This window comes from Thermobaculum sp. T2p (assembly GCF_059335935.1).
Genome location: NZ_JANZYQ010000015.1, coordinates 44443 through 64886 on the forward strand (window position 1 = coordinate 44443; position 20444 = coordinate 64886).

General features: G+C 58.8%; 21 protein-coding genes and 1 pseudogene. 2 read left to right on the forward strand and 20 right to left on the reverse strand.

Going from position 1 to position 20444, the window contains the following annotated elements; genetic code table 11:
* Window positions 1–110: 110 nt before the first annotated feature.
* Window positions 111–620 carry a DUF421 domain-containing protein gene (locus N2245_RS07730; protein ID WP_494536156.1) on the forward strand — a complete coding sequence of 170 codons (510 nt, stop codon included), beginning with the start codon at window positions 111–113 and terminating at the stop codon, window positions 618–620.
* On the opposite strand, the gene N2245_RS07735 is transcribed toward N2245_RS07730, so the two are convergent.
* From N2245_RS07735 to N2245_RS07745, 3 genes are read right to left on the reverse strand one after another with little or no spacing between them, the layout of a single operon-like run.
* Window positions 617–1915, reverse strand: coding sequence for an Nramp family divalent metal transporter (locus tag N2245_RS07735; RefSeq protein WP_494536157.1), 1299 nt, complete (start codon window positions 1913–1915; stop codon window positions 617–619). The two genes, N2245_RS07730 and N2245_RS07735, sit on opposite strands and share 4 nt — an antisense overlap.
* The gene (locus N2245_RS07740; protein WP_494536158.1) at window positions 1912–3177 is read right to left on the reverse strand and encodes a magnesium transporter MgtE N-terminal domain-containing protein; all 1266 of its coding nucleotides are present in this window, start codon (window positions 3175–3177) and stop codon (window positions 1912–1914) included. The genes N2245_RS07735 and N2245_RS07740 overlap by 4 nt, the downstream gene beginning before the upstream one ends.
* Window positions 3178–3222: 45 nt before the next feature.
* Window positions 3223–3525, reverse strand: coding sequence for a DUF1330 domain-containing protein (locus tag N2245_RS07745; protein WP_494536159.1), 303 nt, complete (start codon window positions 3523–3525; stop codon window positions 3223–3225).
* A gap of 72 nt (window positions 3526–3597) precedes the next feature.
* Here N2245_RS07745 and N2245_RS07750 point away from each other — a divergent pair, with 72 nt between their 5' ends.
* A complete protein-coding gene (locus tag N2245_RS07750) occupies window positions 3598–5982 on the forward strand; it encodes an alpha-L-rhamnosidase-related protein (protein WP_494536160.1) in 2385 nt (794 codons plus the stop codon).
* Here the strand turns inward: N2245_RS07750 and N2245_RS07755 are convergent.
* The 17 genes and pseudogenes from N2245_RS07755 to N2245_RS07835 all read right to left on the reverse strand — a co-directional run bounded on the left by N2245_RS07755 (window position 5979) and on the right by N2245_RS07835 (window position 20386).
* A complete protein-coding gene (locus N2245_RS07755) occupies window positions 5979–6545 on the reverse strand; it encodes a DUF3267 domain-containing protein (protein ID WP_494536161.1) in 567 nt (188 codons plus the stop codon). The two genes, N2245_RS07750 and N2245_RS07755, sit on opposite strands and share 4 nt — an antisense overlap.
* 201 nt (window positions 6546–6746) lie before the next feature.
* Window positions 6747–7031, reverse strand: a complete 285-nt coding sequence (locus N2245_RS07760; RefSeq protein ID WP_494536162.1) for a twin-arginine translocase TatA/TatE family subunit — start codon at window positions 7029–7031, stop codon at window positions 6747–6749.
* Between the two features lie 15 nt (window positions 7032–7046).
* Window positions 7047–7310, reverse strand: coding sequence for a twin-arginine translocase TatA/TatE family subunit (locus N2245_RS07765; protein ID WP_494536163.1), 264 nt, complete (start codon window positions 7308–7310; stop codon window positions 7047–7049).
* A 111-nt stretch (window positions 7311–7421) separates the two neighbouring features.
* Entirely contained in the window at window positions 7422–7964 is a 543-nt protein-coding gene (locus tag N2245_RS07770) for a hypothetical protein (RefSeq protein ID WP_494536164.1), read from the reverse strand.
* Window positions 7965–8096: 132 nt separating this feature from the next.
* Complete coding sequence (locus N2245_RS07775) at window positions 8097–8234, reverse strand: hypothetical protein (RefSeq protein ID WP_494536165.1); 138 nt, start codon at window positions 8232–8234, stop codon at window positions 8097–8099.
* A 96-nt stretch (window positions 8235–8330) separates the two neighbouring features.
* Window positions 8331–8411: pseudogene (locus N2245_RS07780) on the reverse strand (hypothetical protein); the annotation flags it as partial.
* A 259-nt stretch (window positions 8412–8670) separates the two neighbouring features.
* Window positions 8671–9651 carry an FTR1 family iron permease gene (locus tag N2245_RS07785; protein ID WP_494536166.1) on the reverse strand — a complete coding sequence of 327 codons (981 nt, stop codon included), beginning with the start codon at window positions 9649–9651 and terminating at the stop codon, window positions 8671–8673.
* 115 nt (window positions 9652–9766) lie between these two features.
* A complete protein-coding gene (locus N2245_RS07790) occupies window positions 9767–10729 on the reverse strand; it encodes a siderophore ABC transporter substrate-binding protein (protein ID WP_494536167.1) in 963 nt (320 codons plus the stop codon).
* 90 nt (window positions 10730–10819) lie between these two features.
* Complete coding sequence (locus N2245_RS07795) at window positions 10820–11575, reverse strand: iron ABC transporter ATP-binding protein (protein ID WP_494536168.1); 756 nt, start codon at window positions 11573–11575, stop codon at window positions 10820–10822.
* Complete coding sequence (locus tag N2245_RS07800; protein WP_494536169.1) at window positions 11569–12519, reverse strand: iron chelate uptake ABC transporter family permease subunit; 951 nt, start codon at window positions 12517–12519, stop codon at window positions 11569–11571. Before N2245_RS07800 ends, N2245_RS07795 begins: the two co-directional genes overlap by 7 nt.
* A complete protein-coding gene (locus N2245_RS07805) occupies window positions 12512–13507 on the reverse strand; it encodes an ABC transporter permease (protein ID WP_494536170.1) in 996 nt (331 codons plus the stop codon). The genes N2245_RS07800 and N2245_RS07805 overlap by 8 nt, the downstream gene beginning before the upstream one ends.
* Window positions 13508–13688: 181 nt before the next feature.
* A complete protein-coding gene (locus N2245_RS07810) occupies window positions 13689–14672 on the reverse strand; it encodes a sulfate/molybdate ABC transporter ATP-binding protein (RefSeq protein WP_494536171.1) in 984 nt (327 codons plus the stop codon).
* Window positions 14669–15463 carry a sulfate ABC transporter permease gene (locus N2245_RS07815; RefSeq protein ID WP_494536172.1) on the reverse strand — a complete coding sequence of 265 codons (795 nt, stop codon included), beginning with the start codon at window positions 15461–15463 and terminating at the stop codon, window positions 14669–14671. The genes N2245_RS07810 and N2245_RS07815 overlap by 4 nt, the downstream gene beginning before the upstream one ends.
* Window positions 15453–16271, reverse strand: a complete 819-nt coding sequence (cysT, locus tag N2245_RS07820; protein WP_494536221.1) for a sulfate ABC transporter permease subunit CysT — start codon at window positions 16269–16271, stop codon at window positions 15453–15455. Before cysT ends, N2245_RS07815 begins: the two co-directional genes overlap by 11 nt.
* Window positions 16272–16281: 10 nt before the next feature.
* Window positions 16282–17286: a sulfate ABC transporter substrate-binding protein gene (locus tag N2245_RS07825; protein ID WP_494536173.1), complete on the reverse strand. Its 1005-nt coding sequence runs from the start codon at window positions 17284–17286 to the stop codon at window positions 16282–16284.
* 455 nt (window positions 17287–17741) lie between these two features.
* Window positions 17742–18383, reverse strand: a complete 642-nt coding sequence (locus tag N2245_RS07830; protein WP_494536174.1) for a ribonuclease FAU-1 family protein — start codon at window positions 18381–18383, stop codon at window positions 17742–17744.
* A gap of 26 nt (window positions 18384–18409) precedes the next feature.
* Entirely contained in the window at window positions 18410–20386 is a 1977-nt protein-coding gene (locus tag N2245_RS07835) for an alpha-galactosidase (protein WP_494536175.1), read from the reverse strand.
* Between the last annotated feature and the right edge of the window lie 58 nt (window positions 20387–20444).

The window sequence follows — 20444 nt, forward strand, 5'->3', positions numbered from 1 at the left end:
GGAACGCCAGCTGCTATAAGTATGGGATACCATCCAAGCAATCGAGGAACTGTGCATGCTCCCCAGCAGTCTCCTTAGCAGGGCTGCGTTACATCCGGAGGCAAATGAGTATGGACATAAAAGATCTCGTACATCTAGGTATACCTCTGTGGGACATCGCCCTACGTACGATAGCTATCTACATAGCCATGCTTGTGGGACTGCGCGCAGCTGGCAAGAGGGAGGTCGGCCAGTTCACTCTCCCCGACCTGGTGCTCGTGCTGCTGGTGGCAAACGCCGTCCAGCCCGCCATGACAGGGCCGGACACGTCCCTGGTGGGAGGCCTGCTGATCATAGTCGTGCTGCTGGCAACCAATTGGATGGTGGTCAAGACGGTGCCTCGCAGCCAGAGGCTACGAAAGCTGTTCAGCCCCTCACCCACGGTCATAGCCCAGGATGGCCGCTGGCTGACGGACGCCCTGCGCAGGGAGGGCATGGATGTGGAGGAGGCAGAGGTGGCGCTGCGGGAGCACGGACTACTGGACGTCAGCCAGGTCAAGCTGATGGTGCTGGAGCCCAACGGCGTGATCAGCGTCGTGCCGGCAGACAGCCGCGTCTACCGTAGCCGGCGTAGACGCTAAGTCAACCCAAAGACGCCCAGCAAAGTGACCGCCAAGTAGCTGCAGGATAGTGCTATTACCAACAAAGTGGTGGCCCAAGCCAGCAGGTTGTACACCGGGCCGTTAGTGTGCTCGCCCATGACGTCAGGGTTGTTCACCAGGCGCAGGATGGAGATCAACACCACCGGCAGCAGCAGGCCGTTGATGACCTGCGTCCACACCAGCAGCTGGATGACGTTGAGTCCCGGCACAAGCGCCACGAGCACCCCAACCACCAATAGGGCGGTGAAGAGCCCATGGAACACTGGAGCATCACGAAAGGACTGATTGACGCCCCTCTCAAAGCCGAACGCCTCGCATACCGTGTAGGCAGTGCTCAGAGGCAGTACCGCAGCCGCCAGGACTGATGCACCTAGCAGTCCCACCGCGAACACGACTCCAGCCAGCCTCCCGGCTACTGGCTCCAGGGCTCGCGCGGCATCCTGGGCGGTCTGCACTTCCAGGCCCATCTTATGTAGAGTAGCACCCGTGGCCACGATGATGAATCCAGCCACGACGTTCGAGAACAGCGCCCCAGAATAGGCGTCGAGCTTCACGAGGGATAGACCAAAGGTTGCACCGCGCTCGGCTGTGGTGGACTGCGCATAGATCTGCATGTACGGCGTGATCGTCGTGCCTATGAGCGCTATCATCAGCAGGAGGTAGTCGCTGTCCAGTTGCAGGCTGGGAGTCACCAGACTCCTACCCACATCAGCCCAGTCAGGATGGGCCAATAGGGCTGCTACTGGGTAGGTGAAGAAGATCAAAGTCATTGCCAAGAAGATGCGCTCCACACGCCGATACGAACCACGTGTGATCAACCACCACACCAGCAGGGCCATCACCGGCACGGCGTAGTAGCGGGATATACCCAACAGCTCGGCCGCTGCCCCTATGCCGGCGAACTCCGACACCACGAGGCCACCATTAGCAGCTACCAGCACGAGCATGACGAAGGCAGTGGTGCGCAGGCCCAAGTTCTCCCTCACGAGGTCCGCAAAGCCCTTGCCAGTGACCACCCCCATACGTGCAGCCATCTCTTGGATGATCGCCAGCGACACCGTGATCAGCGCCAGCACCCACAGCAGGGAGTACCCGTAGGAAGCCCCCACAGAGGCGTACGTAGCTATACCGCCTGCGTCGTTGCCCGCGCTGGCAGCTATGAGTCCTGGACCCAGCACCCCAAAGATCGTTGCCGGCCCAGCTATGCGCCGGGCGAGGTACCTGCGCGTGCGTGCGGTTACCCTCGTGGTAGAAACAGCGCGCCTGCCGCTCATCCGAAGACCTGCGATAGCCTGTGATGCCATCCCTCGGGGATCAAGACATCCATGGCGTCATCGAACAGCACCACGCCCAACAGGTGCCCATCCTCGTCCACCACAGGCAGCGATGGGAGGTTGTACTCTGCCATCTTCTTGGCCACTGCAGGCGCAGGGTCATCTGGATGGGCTGGAGCAACCTCCTTCTGAGCTATATCCACGAGCTGGATCGACGGTTGGGATATCACCAGGTCGCGCAGGGCCACCACACCCAGCAACCGCCCGTCATCATCCACTAGATAGATATGGTAGAGAGGATCCGGGATGTGCTCCATGCGTCTTAGCTCCTCCAACGCCCTACCCACGTCCAGAGAGGCCGGCAGGGTCACGAAATCGTTCGTCATCAACCCCGCCGCGGTGTCCTCCTTATAGGCCATCAGCTCACGCACATCCTCCGACTCCTCAGGATCCATCAGATCCAGCAGCTCATCTGCCCGATCCCGAGGAAGGTCGGCCAGCAGGTCGGCGGCGTCCTCCGGATCCATCTCCTCTAGGATGTCCGCGGCGCGATCGCTGTCGAGCGCCTGCATGACGTCCGCCGCGTCCGCCGGGTCCATCTCCTGCACGGCATCGGCCGCGATCTCGTCGTTGAGCGCCTCCAGCACCTCGTTGGCCTGCTCGCGCGACAGGTGCTCTAGGATATGGGCTATGTCCACCGGATGCAGCTTGGAGAGCTTTTCATGGGAGATCCGCAGGCGCACCATCGGCACATCGGTGGCGAAAGACTCCACGTCCTCCCAGTCGATCACGCGAGTGCCTCGTAGGTTCCTGGTGAGTGCGGCCGGCCCCAGGCGGCGCAACAGCGCCTGGGGGCTGACGTCCACCCCCACTAGCCTATAGTCGCCCTCGAAGTAACCCAGCTCGAGATCGTTGGCCCGGATCACCTTGCGGCCGTCGATATCTATGAGCTGCTTATCCAGGATGTCTCTCCCCAGCAACACCTCGCCGTCTCGGCGCTCGAAGGGCCGCAGGTTAACCTTGAAGGTGTTCAGCCTCACCCCCTGATCGGAGATCTCGGCTATCTGCGAGCGCTCGATGAAGAACTCGCGCGAGCCCGCGCGCGCCACCACGCCGCTCACGGGCGGGTGGGGATGGGCACCGAACTTGACTACCAGGTCCTTCACGCGCGCGATGCGCGCCCCCTGGGCGTCCAGTATGGGCTTGCCCAGCAGCTGCGAGAGATATATACCGGTGTAGACTTCGTGGCCCGCCACAGCCATCAGCAAGACTCCGACTAAGGTGGTAGAGGTTAATTCTAGCCTATATTATCCCAGTTTGCTCAAACCCTCTACCAGGAAGAAGTTGGCATCCGAGGCCCCTCGCCGCTTTGCCTTGGCAGCCTCGTACTCGGGAGAGCCCCACCACCTGCGAGCAGCCTCCATGTCATCGAACTCTATGATCACCACGCGGTCAGCTCCCAGCTCTCCCTCCAGCACCTCGTGGGCTCCGCCCCTTGCCAGGAACCTGCCGCCGTACCGCTCTACCGACGGGCCCGAGAGAGGCACGTACTCCTGCATGTACCTCTCGCGATCGTGGATGCGCACGATGCCGATCACGTAAGCTGCCATATAGCCTTGCCCTCCTAGAATGGTTTATCATGCAAACGTTGCAACCAGATAATACACCACAAGGAGTTTGGTATGCGCAAGATCATTGCCCAGGACCCCTTCATCCGCAACGATCAAGGCATCCCCTGGGACCAACGAGGGTTGTGGCCCGCCAGCTGGGTGGCAGCTAGACACCTACCGAATCCACCCTACGTCGTGGCCTATCGCCTAGCGTTCGCCCTCCCTCAGCAGGTCACCACGACGGTCCACGTGAGCGCCGACGAACGCTACGAGCTCTTCCTCAACGGCGAGCGCGTAGGCAGAGGCAGCGAGCGCGGCGACGCCGACCACTGGTTCTATGAGACCTACGAGCTGGAGCTGCCAAAGGGAACCAATACCCTTGTTGCGCGGGTGTGGTCGTTGGGACCACTAGCCCCCTACGCCCAGATGTCGGTAAGGCACGGCTTCCTCCTTGCAGCCGAGCCCCCGCTGACTGACCTCCTGAGCACAGGGCTCGCCCCCTGGGAGGCCAAGCGTCTTGAGGGCTATTCCTGGGTCAATCCATCACCCGCTTGGGGCACCGGCGGCAACATAGTGCTGGACGCGACACAGTTCCCATGGAGTTTCGAGCTGGGCGAGGGAGAGGGTTGGGAGCCGGTAGAGACCGTCGAACGAGCGGTGGGCAGGCTGATGGCGCTGGAGGCGCCTCCTCAGCACCTGCTGAGACCAGCCACACTACCCGCGATGATGGAGGTCCCCATCAGTGTAGGCAGTGTGCGGCACGTATCAGCTCCCTCGTCCGAGGAGGTGTCCAGCTTGCCCATACGAGCCGAGCAGGCGCTGGACGAGCCCGAGTGGCAGGCAATGATCGAGGGGAGGGGAAGCGTCACCGTGCCGCCGCATACCACCAGGAGGGTCATAATAGACCTAGGGGAATACTACTGCGCCTATCCCGAGATAGTCACGAGCGGGGGGGAGGGCGGCGCCGTGCGCCTGCATTGGGCCGAGTCGCTGTATGAGGACAGCCGAGGCCGCTTCAAAGGGAACCGCGACGCTATCGAGGGCAAGTATTTCCTAGGGGTAGGAGATGTGTTTCTGCCCGACGGTAGGAGCTCTCGCAGGTTCGAGACGCTGTGGTGGCAGGCAGGGAGGTACCTCGAGCTGCTAGTGCGCACGGCGGATGCTGCGCTTACCCTGGAGAGTCTAAGGCTCCGAGAGACCAGGTATCCTCTTGAGATGGAGAGCTCCATAGCCACGGACAACGCGGACCTGGATGCCACCATACCCCTGATGGTGCGGGCGATGCAGATGTGCTCCCATGAGACCTACATGGACTGTCCGTACTACGAGCAACTGATGTACGCGGGGGATACCCGCCTTGAAGCGCTCGTAACCTACGTGATGACCAGGGACGATCGCCTGCCCCGCAAGGCCCTGCGCATGTTCGACGCCTCCAGGTTGCCGTCCGGGCTTACCCAGGCGCGCTATCCTAGCCGCGTGCGCCAGATCATCGCACCGTTCGCGTTGTGGTGGGTTGCCATGGTGTGCGACTACGCTTACTGGCGACCGGACACAGGGTACGTGCGAGAGCTGATGCCAGGGGTACGAGCCACTATGGAGGCATTCGAGCGATGGAGAGGCAGCGACGGGCTCCTTGAGTCTCCAGAGGGCTGGAACGTGACCGACTGGGTGCCCGAGTGGCCAGCTGGTATCCCCCCAGAGGGCGAGTGGGGTAGAAGCGGGCTCCTCAACTGGCACCTGACGCTGATCACCCGCATGGTAGCGGACCTGGAGGGCTCGTTGGGCAATAGACGTATGGCCGAGCAGTTCTACTCCAGAGCTCGCGAGATCGCCGATGCAGCGCTGCGGGCCTTCTGGGTACCCTCTCGGGGGCTCATAGCCGATGACACAGCGCACAGCAGGTTCTCCGAGCACACGCAATGCCTAGCGATCCTGAGCGGACTGCTGCCCCCCGATGTAGAGGAGCAGGTGGGGCGCAACCTCCTGCAGGCGCGTGACATCTCACGTACCACCATCTACTTCTCCCACTACCTGTTCGAGGCCTATCGCAAGCTCGGTCGGATCGACGCCCTGCTAGACAGGCTGTCGCTGTGGCGAGAACTGGTTGCTCGAGGCTTGAGAACCACTATCGAGGCCCCGGAGCCCACGCGCTCGGACTGTCATGCCTGGGGGGCACACCCTCTCTTCCATCTCTTCGCGACGGTGCTGGGAATCAGGCCAGCAGGACTGGGCTTCTCCAAAGTGGAGATCGCCCCTCAGCCGGCGGCCCTGAAAAACATCGAGGGCAGCTTGGTCCACCCCAGAGGGGAAGTATGGGTCGCCCTCCGCGTCGAGGGGGGTATGATACGGGCTCGCATACGCCTTCCCGAGGGCGTGCCCGGAGAATTCGTCTGGGGAGGCAGGCGACTATCCCTAAGACCAGGGGAAGAGAACGACCTTGTGATGCCCTCCCCTTAGAGCGGACTCGGGGTCCATACCCTTATTCCTGTGATCCTATCCTCGATCAGGGCTCCATCAGGCTGGAGAAGCACCAACCCAGCTATCCACAGATCTCCCACGCAGCCTGAGAGATGGATCGCTAGGGGGATGATCAGCCAGCTCCCCCAGCTGGCAGATGCCACCAATACGGCTCCAAGGAGGGATATGGTAACCATGGGTGCGAGCGCCACGATCAGGTACTGGCGCTTGGTGAACCTGTAGCCATGGGCAGTCGCATATAGGTAGGGGATGCCACCGGAGAGTACTCCGGCACCGTACCTGGGCCTCGCACCTAGCAGGCGCATCACGAATCCATGGATCAGTTCGTGCAAGACCAGCAGCACAGCGGTGACGGCCAGTACAGCTAATAGCTTCCACATATCCTCGATCCCTAGGGAGAGCTCTATCTGCTCCCAAGCTACCAAGTAGATGACACCGAAGCACAGCATGCCCAGGGCCAGTAACCCTAGTGAGAGCAGCGTCCAGAGTAGTTGGGTGCGTGTACCGGGCTGCCAATCCTTGTAACCCAAGCGCGGGCCCATAGGTTACCTCCGAGCGGATGATACCCTATTTTACGACCAAGTTCCGCCCAGACTACAAGGAATATCTTGCTCGCAGTTCGACAAGATGGTTAAAAGTCCTGGCCGTGCCTAGGCACGGCCAGATCTGGGTGTAGCTCCATATGTTGGAGCACGACGGGACAGGAAGCTAGCATCCGCCAACCGGCGGAGGGTACTGACACCTTAGGAGGGTTTGCTGGCCTCCTCCTTGGCCGCCTCGACGCCCTCCTTGACGGCGTCCTTCACCTCAGTCACTTTGTCCTGGACCTTCTCCTTGACGCTGCTGGCGAGGGCAGGCCTAGACCTGTCTTCCTCCTCGGGCATCTCCGTAATGCCCGATACGGTATCCTTGAACTCGCGGATGCTTCTGCCTAGGCTAGCACCTATCTCAGGTAGCTTGCCCACCCCAAAGATAAGCATCGCCACCACAAGGATGATGAGTAGTTCCGGTATCCCAAGATCAAACACAACGATTCCTCCTAGCTATTCCACTTTGGCTTCCTCTTTGGGGGCGGTCTCCGTCCGCTCCTCAGAGGGAGCATCTGCCTGATTTACCGCCGGCCCCGACGAAACCTGGCTACGTGCGGCTATCTCTGCCCTATCGTCGGAGCGACCGGTGAGAGCGTCCTTGAACTCGCGGATGCCCTTGCCCAACCCAGCACCTACCTCGGGTAGCTTACCTACACCAAAGATCATCACTACGACCAGCAAGATGATGATCAGCTCAGGAACTCCCAGGTCAAACATCGATCCTTTCCTCCCAAGAAAGCCTCTGCGTTATTATACTCCTGGTAATAATACGCACAAGGCATACTGGTGGTTCCATGTGGCAACTACGAGTTCGGAGGAGCCTAGAGATTAATTCTCAGCTGCTCCCCCAGCACCAGTATCGGGCAAAGCAGACGGGATCGTGATCTGGGACTCACCCGAGCGATCTGGGTTGCTGCTACCCTCCTGCCCTGCTTGGACGCTCTTCCCGTACCTATACCAAGCGGTGTTGACCATACTCACCGATAGGGTCTCTGTACCCGTGTGAAACCAATCGTGCATCTCGGGTGTCCTGCTTGCATCCACCCGTACGTACGCGTAGCGGATCTTGGTACCCTTAGGTACCACGAAGTGAGCAGCATAGGTGCGTCCCGCGACGCAGGGATCGGAGATGCTGCCACCGGCTCCCGCAGGCATCCCGCACAGGTACCTCAGGTGCACGCGCGAAGAGCCCACAGCCCGCCAGCGCACGTAGAAGCTCTGCCCCTGGGGTACTCGGCCGTAGAGCGTCAGCCGGAAGGTCTTGGTGACCGTGCTGGCCTGGGGTTGCGCTTTACTACTGGCAAGCACCGACGCGGGCAGCAGCACGATCGCCAGACACAGCGAGAGGATCAATCTTATTGAAGCTGACATGTATTCACCCTCCAGTTATTTCCTATCCCTTATATACAGTAAAGAATGCAACAGTTACCATAGCCGGATGGTACTAGTGCCTAGGGGACTTGCGTGGGGGGGAGGGAGAGACGATCACCCGGGAATAACCCGCTAACGATTACTTGCACGTGCCCTCAGGGCGAGCCCGGAGAGCCCCAAGATCAGCCCAAGGATCGGCAGCGCGATCGTCAGTCCAGCACCTCTTTGGGCCATGCCACCACCACCGGTTTGACCCAAGCCGTTGGGCATGGTGCCTTCCTTGCCCGTGGAGGGTGCTTGGGTACTACCCTCCTGTGCGCCACTTGGTAGCTCCTCGCAAGCTACGCCGTCGTGGTCCGCATCCAGCTGCTCGGGATCGTAGTTTGCGCTGTACCCGTGACTGTCGAAGTCTGCTGGGCCTCCTGTTGGGTGGCGAAGTCGCTGCAGTCGTGGTCCACCTGCGGACTAGCAAGAGCCACGGGCGAGAGCACCCACAGCATCACGACGATCAGGGCCGATATCCTGCGAAGCATAGCGCGCCCCCTTCACTTCAGGTCGGCACCTGGCGATCGCCTCTCCCCCTTCTACGAAGATATTACACTTATATATGCAAAATATCTATATATACAAAACACACGAAACCAGATATTGAGAAATATGAAGCCCTCCCAGAGGGCCTGGGAGGGCGGGTTGGGGTGGTGGTATGTTAGGTGGTTGTCATGGAAGGGGTTGGGGCGTTGCGGGCCCTGCGCACATCCCATTGAGCGGCATAGAAGGAACCTATGACCAGTATGGCGGCCAACGCTTGGGCGATCACCGTCTCCCAGTTGTTGAACAGAGAGAACCACACACCCATCCAGTCAGGAATATGCAGCGGGAAGGTGTGCGTCGGTAGCCAGCCGGCGAGCTGCATCTCGTTGACCTGCTCCCCGACCATTATCTCCAGCACCACGCCCAGCATTATGCCGGTAAACACCAGCATCCTCTTGTACGGTAGCCTCTGATGAGCCACGAAGGTGAAGTAGCCCGTCACGGCCACGAGCACGAGGGCTATAGCTGTACCGAGGAGCACGCGGGCGCTGCCCACCTGGAGGCGAATGTTCTGCAGGAAGAGATCGACCTCGAACCCCTCGCGGTACACCGAGGTGAAGCCCAGCAGGATCAACCCCCTATAGGCCAGCGAGCGGGCGGTATCCGCCTTCGAGCTCTCCATGGTGGAGATGAGCTGCTTCTTGCGACGATTATGCATGGATATCCAGCCCGTCCAGTAGATCCTGTGGAAGAACCAGTTCATGATGATCAACAGCACGATGATCGCCAGCAGTCCCGTAGCCGCCTGGATGTTGAGCTCAGAGGTGGTACCGCTGATCAGGTTGAGGATGCCCACCAGCACGAACCAGGTGATCAGGGTAGCGCCGATCGCTAACCCGGCGCCGCCCGCTATCGGTCTCCAGTAGGTTCGCTTGGTGCGTACCAAACCTGCCACTATCGCCGAGAGCACTAGGATGCACTCCAGCCCCTCACGGTAGACCAACACCGCCGTGTCCAACATAGCGGTCATGGGAGATATGCCTTTGGCCGTGGGATCGGGAGTACCCCCCACCTCCACCGCCTGCCAGATCAGCACGCCAAGCAGCAGAGCCCCACAGGCACATACCAACAACGTCCTCACCAGAGACTTAGACATAAATCAACCTCCCAATATGGGTTGGCATAACAACAACCATTCCTTCGGCTAACTGTATCACCCAAACTATGTTAAGGTCAAGCATTAGCTTAGGCTAATTTTGGCAGGCTTTGACCTATTTGATGGCCGCATCCACCTCATCGATCATCTCAGAGAAAGATTCCAGGCCGCCGCCCGAGGCGTACCAGTAGTTGGGATCCAGATATACTATGTGACCCTCCTTGTAGGCTTTGGTTCGCTTCACCAGATCGTTCTCTACCACCTGCTTGGCGGTCTGCTTGCCCTCCACTACTGCGTCTCTGTCGACCACGAACAAGTAGTCAGGATTCTTCTCGGCCACGTACTCAAAAGATACGTTCTGCCCATGGGGGTTATCTCCCTTGAGGTTGGGATCAGCCGGCTTGAAGCCCAGGGTGTCGTGGATTATGCCACCGAATCGGGATCCCGGGCCAAAGGCGCTGATCTTCCCACCGGTGGTCAACACGATCAGGGCAGTCCTATCGGCCGCCTTGGTAAGCACCTCTTGCTTGACAGCGTCTATACGCGCCTTTAAGCTGTCAAGCTCGGTGCTTATCTGATCCTCCTTATCAAATATCCTGCCAAGTAGCTGCATGTTGCGCTCAAAGGAGGCTAGGTAGTCATGGGTGTCCACTGCCATGAAGACCGTGGGGGCTAGCTCGTTCAGCTTGTCGTACAGGTCGGACTGACGACCGGATATGAAGATCACGTCGGGTTTGATCTCGCTTATCCGCTCGAAGTCCGGCTCGAACAGGCTGCCTACGTTCTGGTAGTCATCACTCTGGTACTTCTGTAGGTAAGGTGGCAAGTTAGACTTCGGTACGCCGGTTACCTTGATGCCCAGCTTATCCAGCGAATCGAGCACTCCGAAATCAAATGTCACCACCTTCTCTGGATCCCGCTTTACCCGGACCTCACCCAGTTGGTGCTTGATGGTTATAACTGCCCCAGCCGTCGGGGTAACTCCACCATTGCCTAAGGATTCACCTTCCGCGCCTCTACCACAAGCAACTGTAACCACGAACAACAAAGCCACAAGACATATAGTTAGCCTGCGCATACAGATATCTCCTTTCTCCACAGCGAAGCTTTTGCATCCATCGCCAGCAAGGGGCGCCCTATCTTGCAGGCGTATGTGCGCTTAGCTAGTTCACTCACACAGACATATCCTCTTGTCACCTATAGAGTGCACGCGCACGTCCAAGTCATAGATCTCGCTCAGCAACCTTGCGTTCATCAGGCTTTGGGGCTCTCCAGAGCAGACCACTCGCCCATCCTTCATAGCTACCATGTGATCCGCATAGCAGGATGCCGTGTTGATATCGTGTAGGACAACCACCACGGTCTTCCCCAGCTCGTCAACCATATTGCGCAGCGTTCTCATCATGGACACCGCATGCCTCATATCTAAGTTGTTGAGCGGCTCGTCCAGGCAGATGACATCCGTATCCTGCGCAAGCACCATCGCCACATAGGCCAGCTGCCTCTGTCCGCCGCTCAGCTCCGCGAGGTATCTGTTGGACAGCCGCTCGATACCCAGGTAGCTCATAGCTTCCCTCACACGCCTGCGATCATCCGGCATGAGCCGACCTCGGGAATAGGGGAACCTTCCCAAGGACACTAGTTCCTCAACAGTTAGCCGAGCTGTGATGTAGTTGGCCTGCTTGAGAATCGATATCTTGCGGGCGATCTCCTCAGCACGATAGGTACCTATCTCCCTGCCATCGATCAACACGTGCCCCCGATCTTTAGGGATGATGCGAGTCATGATACCTAGAAGGGTACTCTTGCCCGCCCCATTCGGGCCCACCAGGGCAGTTAACTTCCCCACAGGAGGTCTCAGCGACACATCCTCCAGGACCCTCTTGCTTCCGTAACGCTTGCAGACTCCCCTTACCTCTACCATGATCCTCCCTCTCTGAGCAGCAGGTATAGAAAGTACAGCCCCCCGATCGCGTTCACCAATACCGATAGGGTGACCGAGAAATGCAGCAGTCTCTCCAACATCAGCTGTCCTCCAGATATAACTGCTATCCCGAAAAGGGTTGCGGTGGGCAGCAGATACCTATGCTTGTGGGAGCGTAGGCCTCCGTAAGCCATATGGGCTACTATCAGCCCCAAAAAGGTGATGGGCCCCACGAGGGCGGTGGACACAGCCACCAGCAGCGATACCACCATGAGAAGCCTCCTCACCACACGGTAGTAGTCCACACCCAGACTGATAGCGTAATCCCGACCCAGCAGTATCACATCCAACAGAGGAACCTGTAGCCAGGTGTAGAAGCCTGCAACAACCATGATCGTGCCAGCTACCCAGAGCAGGTCTGGATGCATGTTGTTGAAGCTAGCGAACATTCGGTCTTGTACCACGAGGAATTCGTTGGGGTCTATCAGGAACTGCATGAAGGCCGTGACGCTCTGGAACAGGGTGCCCAATATCATCCCAACCAGCAGGATAAAGTAGATACCCTGCCCCTCCCGACGGAACAGAGCGCTATACAGCAAGATGGCAAAGCCTGCCATGCTGCAAGCAGCTAGGAGAAACTGCAAGCCATCTACCATCTTCCCCAAAGCTGCAGCCCCAAACACGAACACCACAGCAGTCTGAAGCAACATGTAGACCGCGTCCATCCCGATGATGCTGGGGGTAAGTATGCGGTTACCGGTAATGGTCTGAAACACCACCGTGGAGATGGCCACCGCACTGCCCACCAGCACCATAGCCAGGGCCTTCTCCAGCCTGGACACGAGCACGTACTCGATGTCCCCCCTCAAGCCGACGCAGATATATAACCCCAGCAAGGCGAAGGCAGCCACCAGCAACGCACCGATCCTGATCCTGCTAGACATCCTTGCCACCGCTCCTAAACAGCAGGTACAGAAACACCACACTACCTACCGAGCCCACCGTTAACCCTATGGGGATCTCGTAGGGGTAGATAACTACCCGCCCTAGCAGATCACAGGCAAGTACGAAGAGGGCCCCCGACAGAGCTATGACCGGCAACACGCTGCGCACGTTGTCTCCGTAGTACAGGGTCACCAGGTTAGGGACTATCAATCCCAGAAACGGTAGAGAGCCCACGGTTAAGACCTCTATGGCCGATATCACGGCGACTATCATCAAACCCGAGTACAGCACGCGATGGTAGCTTAGCCCTAGGTTCACAGCCATATCCTCGCCCATGCCGGCGATGGTGAAGCGGTGGGCGAAGACGTAGGCGACAAGCATTAGGGGCACGCTCAGGTACAGCATCTCGTAGCGCCCCTTCATCATCATGGAGAAATCCCCGTACATCCACGCAGACACCGACTGGACCAAATCGTACCGATAGGCCAGCAAGGTGGTAACGCTCCCCACCACATTGCCGAGCATCAGGCCGATCAGCGGTACGAGGGTTGCCTCTTTGCACCTAACCCTGTCCAGCAACAGCACGAACAACAGATTTCCCGTGAACGCGAAAGCCACGGCCACAGCTACCTTGTAGATAGGAGCCGCAGACGCGAACAAGAGCATCGCAACCAGGATGCCCAGACGCGCCCAATCCATAGTGCCGGCGGTCGTAGGGGACACGAACCTGTTCTGGCTGAGCCGCTGCATGATAAGCCCACAGATACTGATGCTGGCCCCAGCAATAGTTATGCTGATCAACCTGGGCACCCTGCTGATCCACAGTATCTCCCAATCCCGAGCATCGCCTCGGATAAGGGCCGTGAGAGATAGATCGTGCACTCCCACGAACAGCGATACCAAGGCAAGGAGACCAAACGCTGCCAGCATCCAACCTATCGCAGGGTCAACCGAGTACCTGCGTCGCACACCAGAAGACAGATGCATGTCCCAACCTCGATCCCGTAGATACAAGAGCCCCGCAGACTTACTACGGAGCACTATCTTACATCCACCTAACTTTAGCAATAAATAATAGTTAAATTCAAGATTTAGCCTAAGCTAATTATTGGGGTGCGTGCAAGGGACGCAAAGAGGGTATATGGACCGTGGGGGTCTCCCCCCACGGTCACGCACTGAGAGGAAGCGCTTGGGGTTTGTCAAAAGTACGCGCTCTGGAGAGGTCCAAGTAGACCTCCTGTCCAGGTACCAATCCCAGGTCAAGCAGCTCATCCCTAGTGAGCTGTGCCCACAGCCCGTTGCCGTCCTCAAGGGAGAGATCCACCCGCACGTCGTAGCCCAAGCGGGCGATCCTGCAAACAACGGCCCTCTCGGAAGCTGTGTGGGAGGGCACCAACGATAGGCGGACGTCGTGAGGCCTTATCATCAGGTCCCCCACCCTGCAGGTCTGTCCTACGAAGTCCATCACGAACTCGCTGGCAGGGTGATCGTAGAGGCCATCAGGGGTATCTACCTGCTCTATCCGACCCTGGTGCATCACGGCGATGCTATCGGCGATCTCCATCGCTTCTTCCTGGTCGTGGGTCACGAGGAGCGTCGTAACCTCGATCTCGTCGTGCAGGCGGCGTAGCCAAGCACGCAGTTCCCCTCTAACCTTAGCGTCAAGCGCCCCGAAGGGCTCGTCCAGGAGCAGCACCTTTGGCTCCACTGCCAGCGCCCTAGCAAGCGCCATGCGCTGCAGCTGCCCTCCCGAGAGCTGCGAAGGGTACCTATCGGCCCACCCGGATAGCTGGACCAACTCTAGCAGCTCCCCCACCTTCCGAGCTATCTCCTCCTTGGGGCGCTTGCGTATCTTGAGGCCGAAGGCTACGTTCTCCCACACGGTCATGTGCTTGAAAGCAGCATAGTGCTGAAACACCAGCCCAACGTGCCTGCGCTGTGGCGGTAGCACGGTAACATCCCTTCCCCCAATGCTGATTCTACCCTCGTCAGGGCTCTCCAGCCCAGCTATCAGTCGCAGTAGGGTGGATTTACCGCACCCGCTGGGCCCCAATATGGCCATCAGCGAGCCTTCGGGCACCACGAGCGACACGTCCGCTAGTGCCTTGAAGATTCCAAAGCTCTTGCTAACTCCGTCCACGATTATGCTCATCTTGCTTCCCCCTTATGCGTGAATCTATTTATCAGCAGCAGCATGACGACCCCCAAGCACGCCAGCAGCACCGAGGCTGCGTAGGTCCCGGTGGTGTCATACTGCTGAAACCTGTCGGCCACGTACATAGTTAGAGTCTGGGTACGGCCCTCGAGGTTCCCCGATACGACGTTGACCGCGCCGTACTCGCCCAACACCCTAGCGGTTGTCAAAACCACGCCATAAGCCACGGCGTTGCGGATCGCCGGCAAGGTCACCCGCAGGAACGTCTGCAGCTGCGATGCCCCTAGGGTATACGCCGCCTGCTCCTGCTCCTCACCCACCTCGCGCAGCACCGGCAGCACCTCCTTGGCCACGAACGGCAGCGATATGAACACGTTCGCCAACACCATCCCGGGAAGCGCGAAGATCACCCTCACACCGACATCGCTGAGCAGGGGACCAAACCACCCGGCAGTGCCGTAGGCCAAAACCAGGGCTAGCCCTACCACCACCGGCGAGAGGGCAAGCGGCAGGTCTATGATCGCCGAGAGCAGGCTCTTGCCTGGGAACCTTCCCCGTGCTAGCAACAACGCTACCCCCACCCCGAAAAACGCGTTCAGGGGCACAGAGATCACCACCATCAGCAGGGTAAGCCAGAGAGCATGCAGCGCGTAGGGGGAGGTTAGAGCCTCCCAGACAGGCACTGGACCGTGCTCGAAGGTCCTCCAGAGGATCATCCCCAGAGGGAGCACTAGCAGGGCAGCTAGATACACTACAGCCACGAGCCGCAGCAGGTACTTACCTCTCATGCCGCAACCTCCACCTGCGTACCCAGTCCATCGCCAGCATGACTCCCGCCGAGAGCACCAGCAGGAGCAGCGACAACGCGGCCGCCGACCTCACGTTGTCGCTCTCGATCAACCCATAGATGTTCACGGAGATCATCTGTGTGCGGAACGGCACGTTGCCCGAGATCAACACCACGGCACCGAACTCTCCCAGCGATCGAGAGAACCCCAACCCAGCACCCGAGAGCACTGCCGGCAGTAGGTTGGGCATCACTATGCGTCGAAAGATCTCTAGGTTGCTAGCGCCCAGCGACGCAGCGGCCTCCTCCATGGACCTGTCCAGCTCCTCCAGTACCGGCTGCACCGAGCGCACCACGAAAGGCAGGGTGACGAACAGCAACGAGAGCAGCACCCCCACTTTGCTGTACGCCACATTGATCCCCAGGGGACTCCTTGGTCCATACAGAGCCAGCAGCGTTAGCCCCGCCACGATCGTCGGCAACGAGAACGGCAGATCTATCACGGCGTCCATGATGCCCTTGCCAGGGAAGTCATCACGCACGAGCACCCAAGCGATCAACGTCCCCGTAGCTGCGTTGATCAGGGCCACAGCAAAGGATAGCCCCAGCGTGAGGCGCAGCGCGGCCATCGCTTGAGGGTTAGTCACCGCAGCCCAGAAACCTCCCCAGCCATCTGAGACTGCCTCCCAGGCTACCGAGGCTAGGGGGATGAGCACCACCAAGCTCAGGTAACCCATGATGGTGCCCGCCCCCAATGCCCTCCAACTCCGCAGGGAGGCAATGGCTCGCTGGCCGTAAGTTACGTCCATGGTGTCCGAACTACTTAGACTCAACTGACACTCCCTTGGCCTTCTCTATCTCGGCCACTATGCCCTTCTCTGGATCGAAGAACTTCTGCGTGACCTCATCCCATCCACCAAGGTCATCTATGGTGAACAGGCCAGAGGGTGTGGGATAGTCAAACTGAGAGAGCACGCTCTTCACCACGGGCCTATAGCCCTTCTCGCCGAAGATCTTCTGGGCCTCTTCGGATCTCAGGAAGTCCACGAAGGCCTTAGCCTTATCTGGATGTTGAGAGGTCTTGGTCACAGCCACCGGGTTCTCGATCAGGATGGTCTGGTCGGGCACCACGTAGTCTAGCTTCTCTCCCTTCTGTTTGGCATTAATAGCTTCGTTCTCGTAGGTAATGGCTACATCGCCCTTGCCGTTTAGGAAGGTCTGCAGCGACTCGCGCCCGCTGTTATCCTGCACCTGCACGTGGTCGAACAGCTCCTTTAGATATTGCTCGGCCTCAGATTCCGACTTACCAGCCTTGATCTGGGCACCGTACGCGGCCATGATGTTCCACCTGGCCCCCCCAGAGGTGAACGGGTTGGGAGTTACCACCTCAATCCCAGGCTTGATCAGGTCTTCCCAACCCTTGATGTGCTTGGGGTTGCCAGGCCTCACGGCAAGCACCACCACAGAATCGGTGACCATCCCCTTGTACTGATCCTTATTCCAATCGGAGCTGACTATGCCAGCCTTCACTAGACGATCTATATCTGGTGCCAACGAGAAGGCCACGACATCCGCCTGTAAGCCCGAGGCTACCGCCCGGCTCTGAGCACCTGACGCCCCGTAGGAAGTGGAGAAGGTTACTCCCTTGCCTGCCTCGGTCTTCTGGAAGGCCGGTATGATCTCATCATAAGCTTCCTTCGGAGTGGAATAGGCTACGAGCGTCAGCTTGATGTCCCCTCCCTGCGCTGCCGTCTGCTGGCCACAGCCCCATAAACCAACCACCAGCAGCGCTCCCAACAGCAAGTAACTAAGAATCTTCCGCATATCTAACTTGTCCCCCTTTTCTCAAGTATTTCTACTTAGTTAATAGACATAGTAGAGTCTATGGATGAGAGGGCACGAAATCAACCTTGAAAGCCATGCTTTTATTACTATGTAATTCAAGTTTTATAAGTATTTTTTATGAGGCCAACCAGGGCTGATCTTAGCAGGTACAGAGACTTGAAGCTGCCCCAGAGAGCGTACTCACAAGCCATTGACAGGTATACATGAGGGTATCCTAAGCGGTGGAGAGCCCTTACCTGCCAGCTTGAGTCCGCAAAGACCCCGAGCTTATGCCCACACGCCTCAGCTGTAGACGGCACGGAATCGCGTTCGGAGTAGTTATTACTAGAGGGTAGGAGTGGATTCCCAGGAGAGGCTAGCTGGGCGGTGCAGGTGTCGCCAGCGCGCCTTGGGGCACGGACTCAAGTCCGTGACAGCTATCTACACTCATCGGCTCAGCACAGTTCCGGATTTACAAGCTCCCAACCCTCCGGGATGGAGGGCAAGGGCCAGGAGCCGTCCGGCCTCCATCCAATCCAACGCTGATAATAGAGCCTATCCTGGCGCAAGCGCGCCAGGGCTAGCTCTCCTTCATGCCTTATGGCCTCCACCTGAGCATGATCGTAGCGACCCAACTTTACGCAGAACTCCAGCTCATCCTCGTCCTTCCAGCTCCAGCTGGAGAAATCAGGAGACACCTGCAGGTCCAACACGAAGTCTGATGTATCCCATCCCAGTGAGGTAGTTCTGAAGGGCGCGTGCAGGTCGATGTACCATCCAAGGAACTCCTCGTTCCGCCAGAAGAGTTGTATGGAGTGTGCATCACCCTCCCTATACAGCAGAAGCATCCTGGTGTCACGCCACTCCCAATCCTCGTATCGCCCAAGTTGCTTAAGGAGTATCCTTCCCTTTGGCCTCCCTCGTACCCCCACCGGCCGCTTACAACGGTAGCCTGGTGCGATGTAGAGCACCAGCAGCTCACCCTCATGCTCTACAACGGTAAAGGACCTGACAGAACCAACTTGCAGGTGATCACCACCCCTACGCACGCTGCGTAGGATGACGGGCGTCCCAGCAGGTCTATAATCACCCCTCAAAGTACACCTCCCATGAAGACCACAGGTTAGAGCCTCCGCAGGTGCAGCACGCGCATATCTTCCGGCTGCAGGTCGTAGAAGAGGATGCCGTCACGGGATAGCTCACTCCCTACGATCACGCTCTCCCTGTCGCTCGGCGGCCAGAGCCTGCGAACAAGGTAATCGCCATCCTCCATCAGACCTCGCAAGCGGAGCCTCAACGTGGGATCCGAGCGGTCGAGTCGGAAGACCATGAGCAGGTGCTCATCCTCAGGCAGGGTGTACTGGAACGCCGCCCAGCGTGCCCCCTCGCCGAACCTGCGAGGTTGCTCAGTAAGATGATAGACATCCCCCGCCGCTATGAACCTTCGGAGGTGTTCCTTATAGAGCTGTATCAACGCGGCGACACGCTCGCGGACCCACACGGGCAGATCGGGCAAGCGATGGGATAAACCGAACATCCCCAGCATGCCAACCCCGAAGGCGTAGTCCAGTTGGTGAGGCTGCAAAGCAGGGTCACGTGGGTTAAAAGTCTGTCGGCGATGTTCGGTGATCCACTCTGACCAACCCCAATGGAGGCAGACACTGGGGTGGAGCATGGTCGTCGCGCCCCAGAAGAGCTGCAGATCGTGTTCGGGCCAGTCGGGATCGCTCAGGAAAACCGCGTGCAGATGCCTCAAAAGGCCAAGATCAATACGGAGGCCTCCAGAGGAGCAGCCTTCCAGCAGTACGTGAGGATGCAATTGGCGGAAGCGATCGAGCACGCTGTAGTATCCCATGTAGTGGGCGTACAGACCATCGCCTGCACCGTGTCCATGATCAGTGCGATCACATCCCAGTCCGGGATCAAGGTTGAAGTCCAGCTTGATCCAGTCGGCCCCGTGCTCCCGTACCAGGCTGTCCAATATCTCTAGTGCCCATTCCCTGGACTGTGGACAACCAAAGCAGACATAGCCAAGGAATCTACCTTCCCTAGTAGCCAGTAACTCCGGTCGCCTATGGACCAGCTCGGCCCTCTCTCCAACGGCCTCGATCTCGCACCAGATGCCGAACTTCATGCCCTGAGAGTGCACGTAGTCCGCCAGCGCCCTTAGGCCGTTTGGGAAGCGTGTCCGATTGACCAGATGCCAGTCTCCTCGATAGTCGTACCAGTGAGTCGATGGGTCGTCGGGACCGAACCAGCCAGCATCCAGGGTGCACACCTCCACTCCCATCTGGGCCGCGATATCGACGTTGCGCTTGAACACCTCCTCGTTGATTTGACGGTCTTCATAAGGCCACCAATGGTTCCATTCCACAGGTAGTGATGCTGCAAGATCGTTACGAGGATACCAGAAGCGACGCCCTACGCTCCCATACTGGATGGACACAGCGTCTATACCATCACCCTCGCCAAGCGCCACCACTACGGGAGGTGCCACCAGCTCAGCCCCTGGCGATAGTTCGAACGGTGGGTCGAGATCGTACAGGCCACCGCTTAGGATCCACCCCCCAGCGCCATCCTGAAGCCTGAGCACCCAGTTACCAGACCAGGCAACGGAGGCGGACACCACGCGCCCACCCTGCCCCAACAGCGCGATCCAGGGATGTAGGCTGTTGGACGAACGACCACTGGAGTTCTCAAGCACGAGCTCTCTCGTCAAGGGTCCGCGCACTGGCTCGAACTCCATACCCCACCCACCGCGAAAATACATAGCTTCGTAGTCATCAGCAGGCAGGAGTACACGGAAGGATTCCACTCTACGCAGGCCAAGTGGTCTCTGGCCCAAGTTGCGTACCACCTGCCACTGATCCACGAGTCTAGTGCCTGGATAGCACACCACGTGGTGTACCGTACGCAAACCCCAGCGCGCATGCTCCAAGACCAATGTGTGAGTAAGGCGACCATCCAGCAATGCTTGCGTGTGCGAATCCACCAACTCAGCCGTCGTCGAGTCCAAAACGGTGCCATCGTCCAGCAAGATTCCACCGGGCAGGCTCGAAAGCCCTCCAGGTCCCCAGAACTCGGCCAACAATTCCTGCATGTTACCCCTCCACGTCGTGCTGATCTTAGCATATCACTCCCCGCTATCGGTAGAAAGA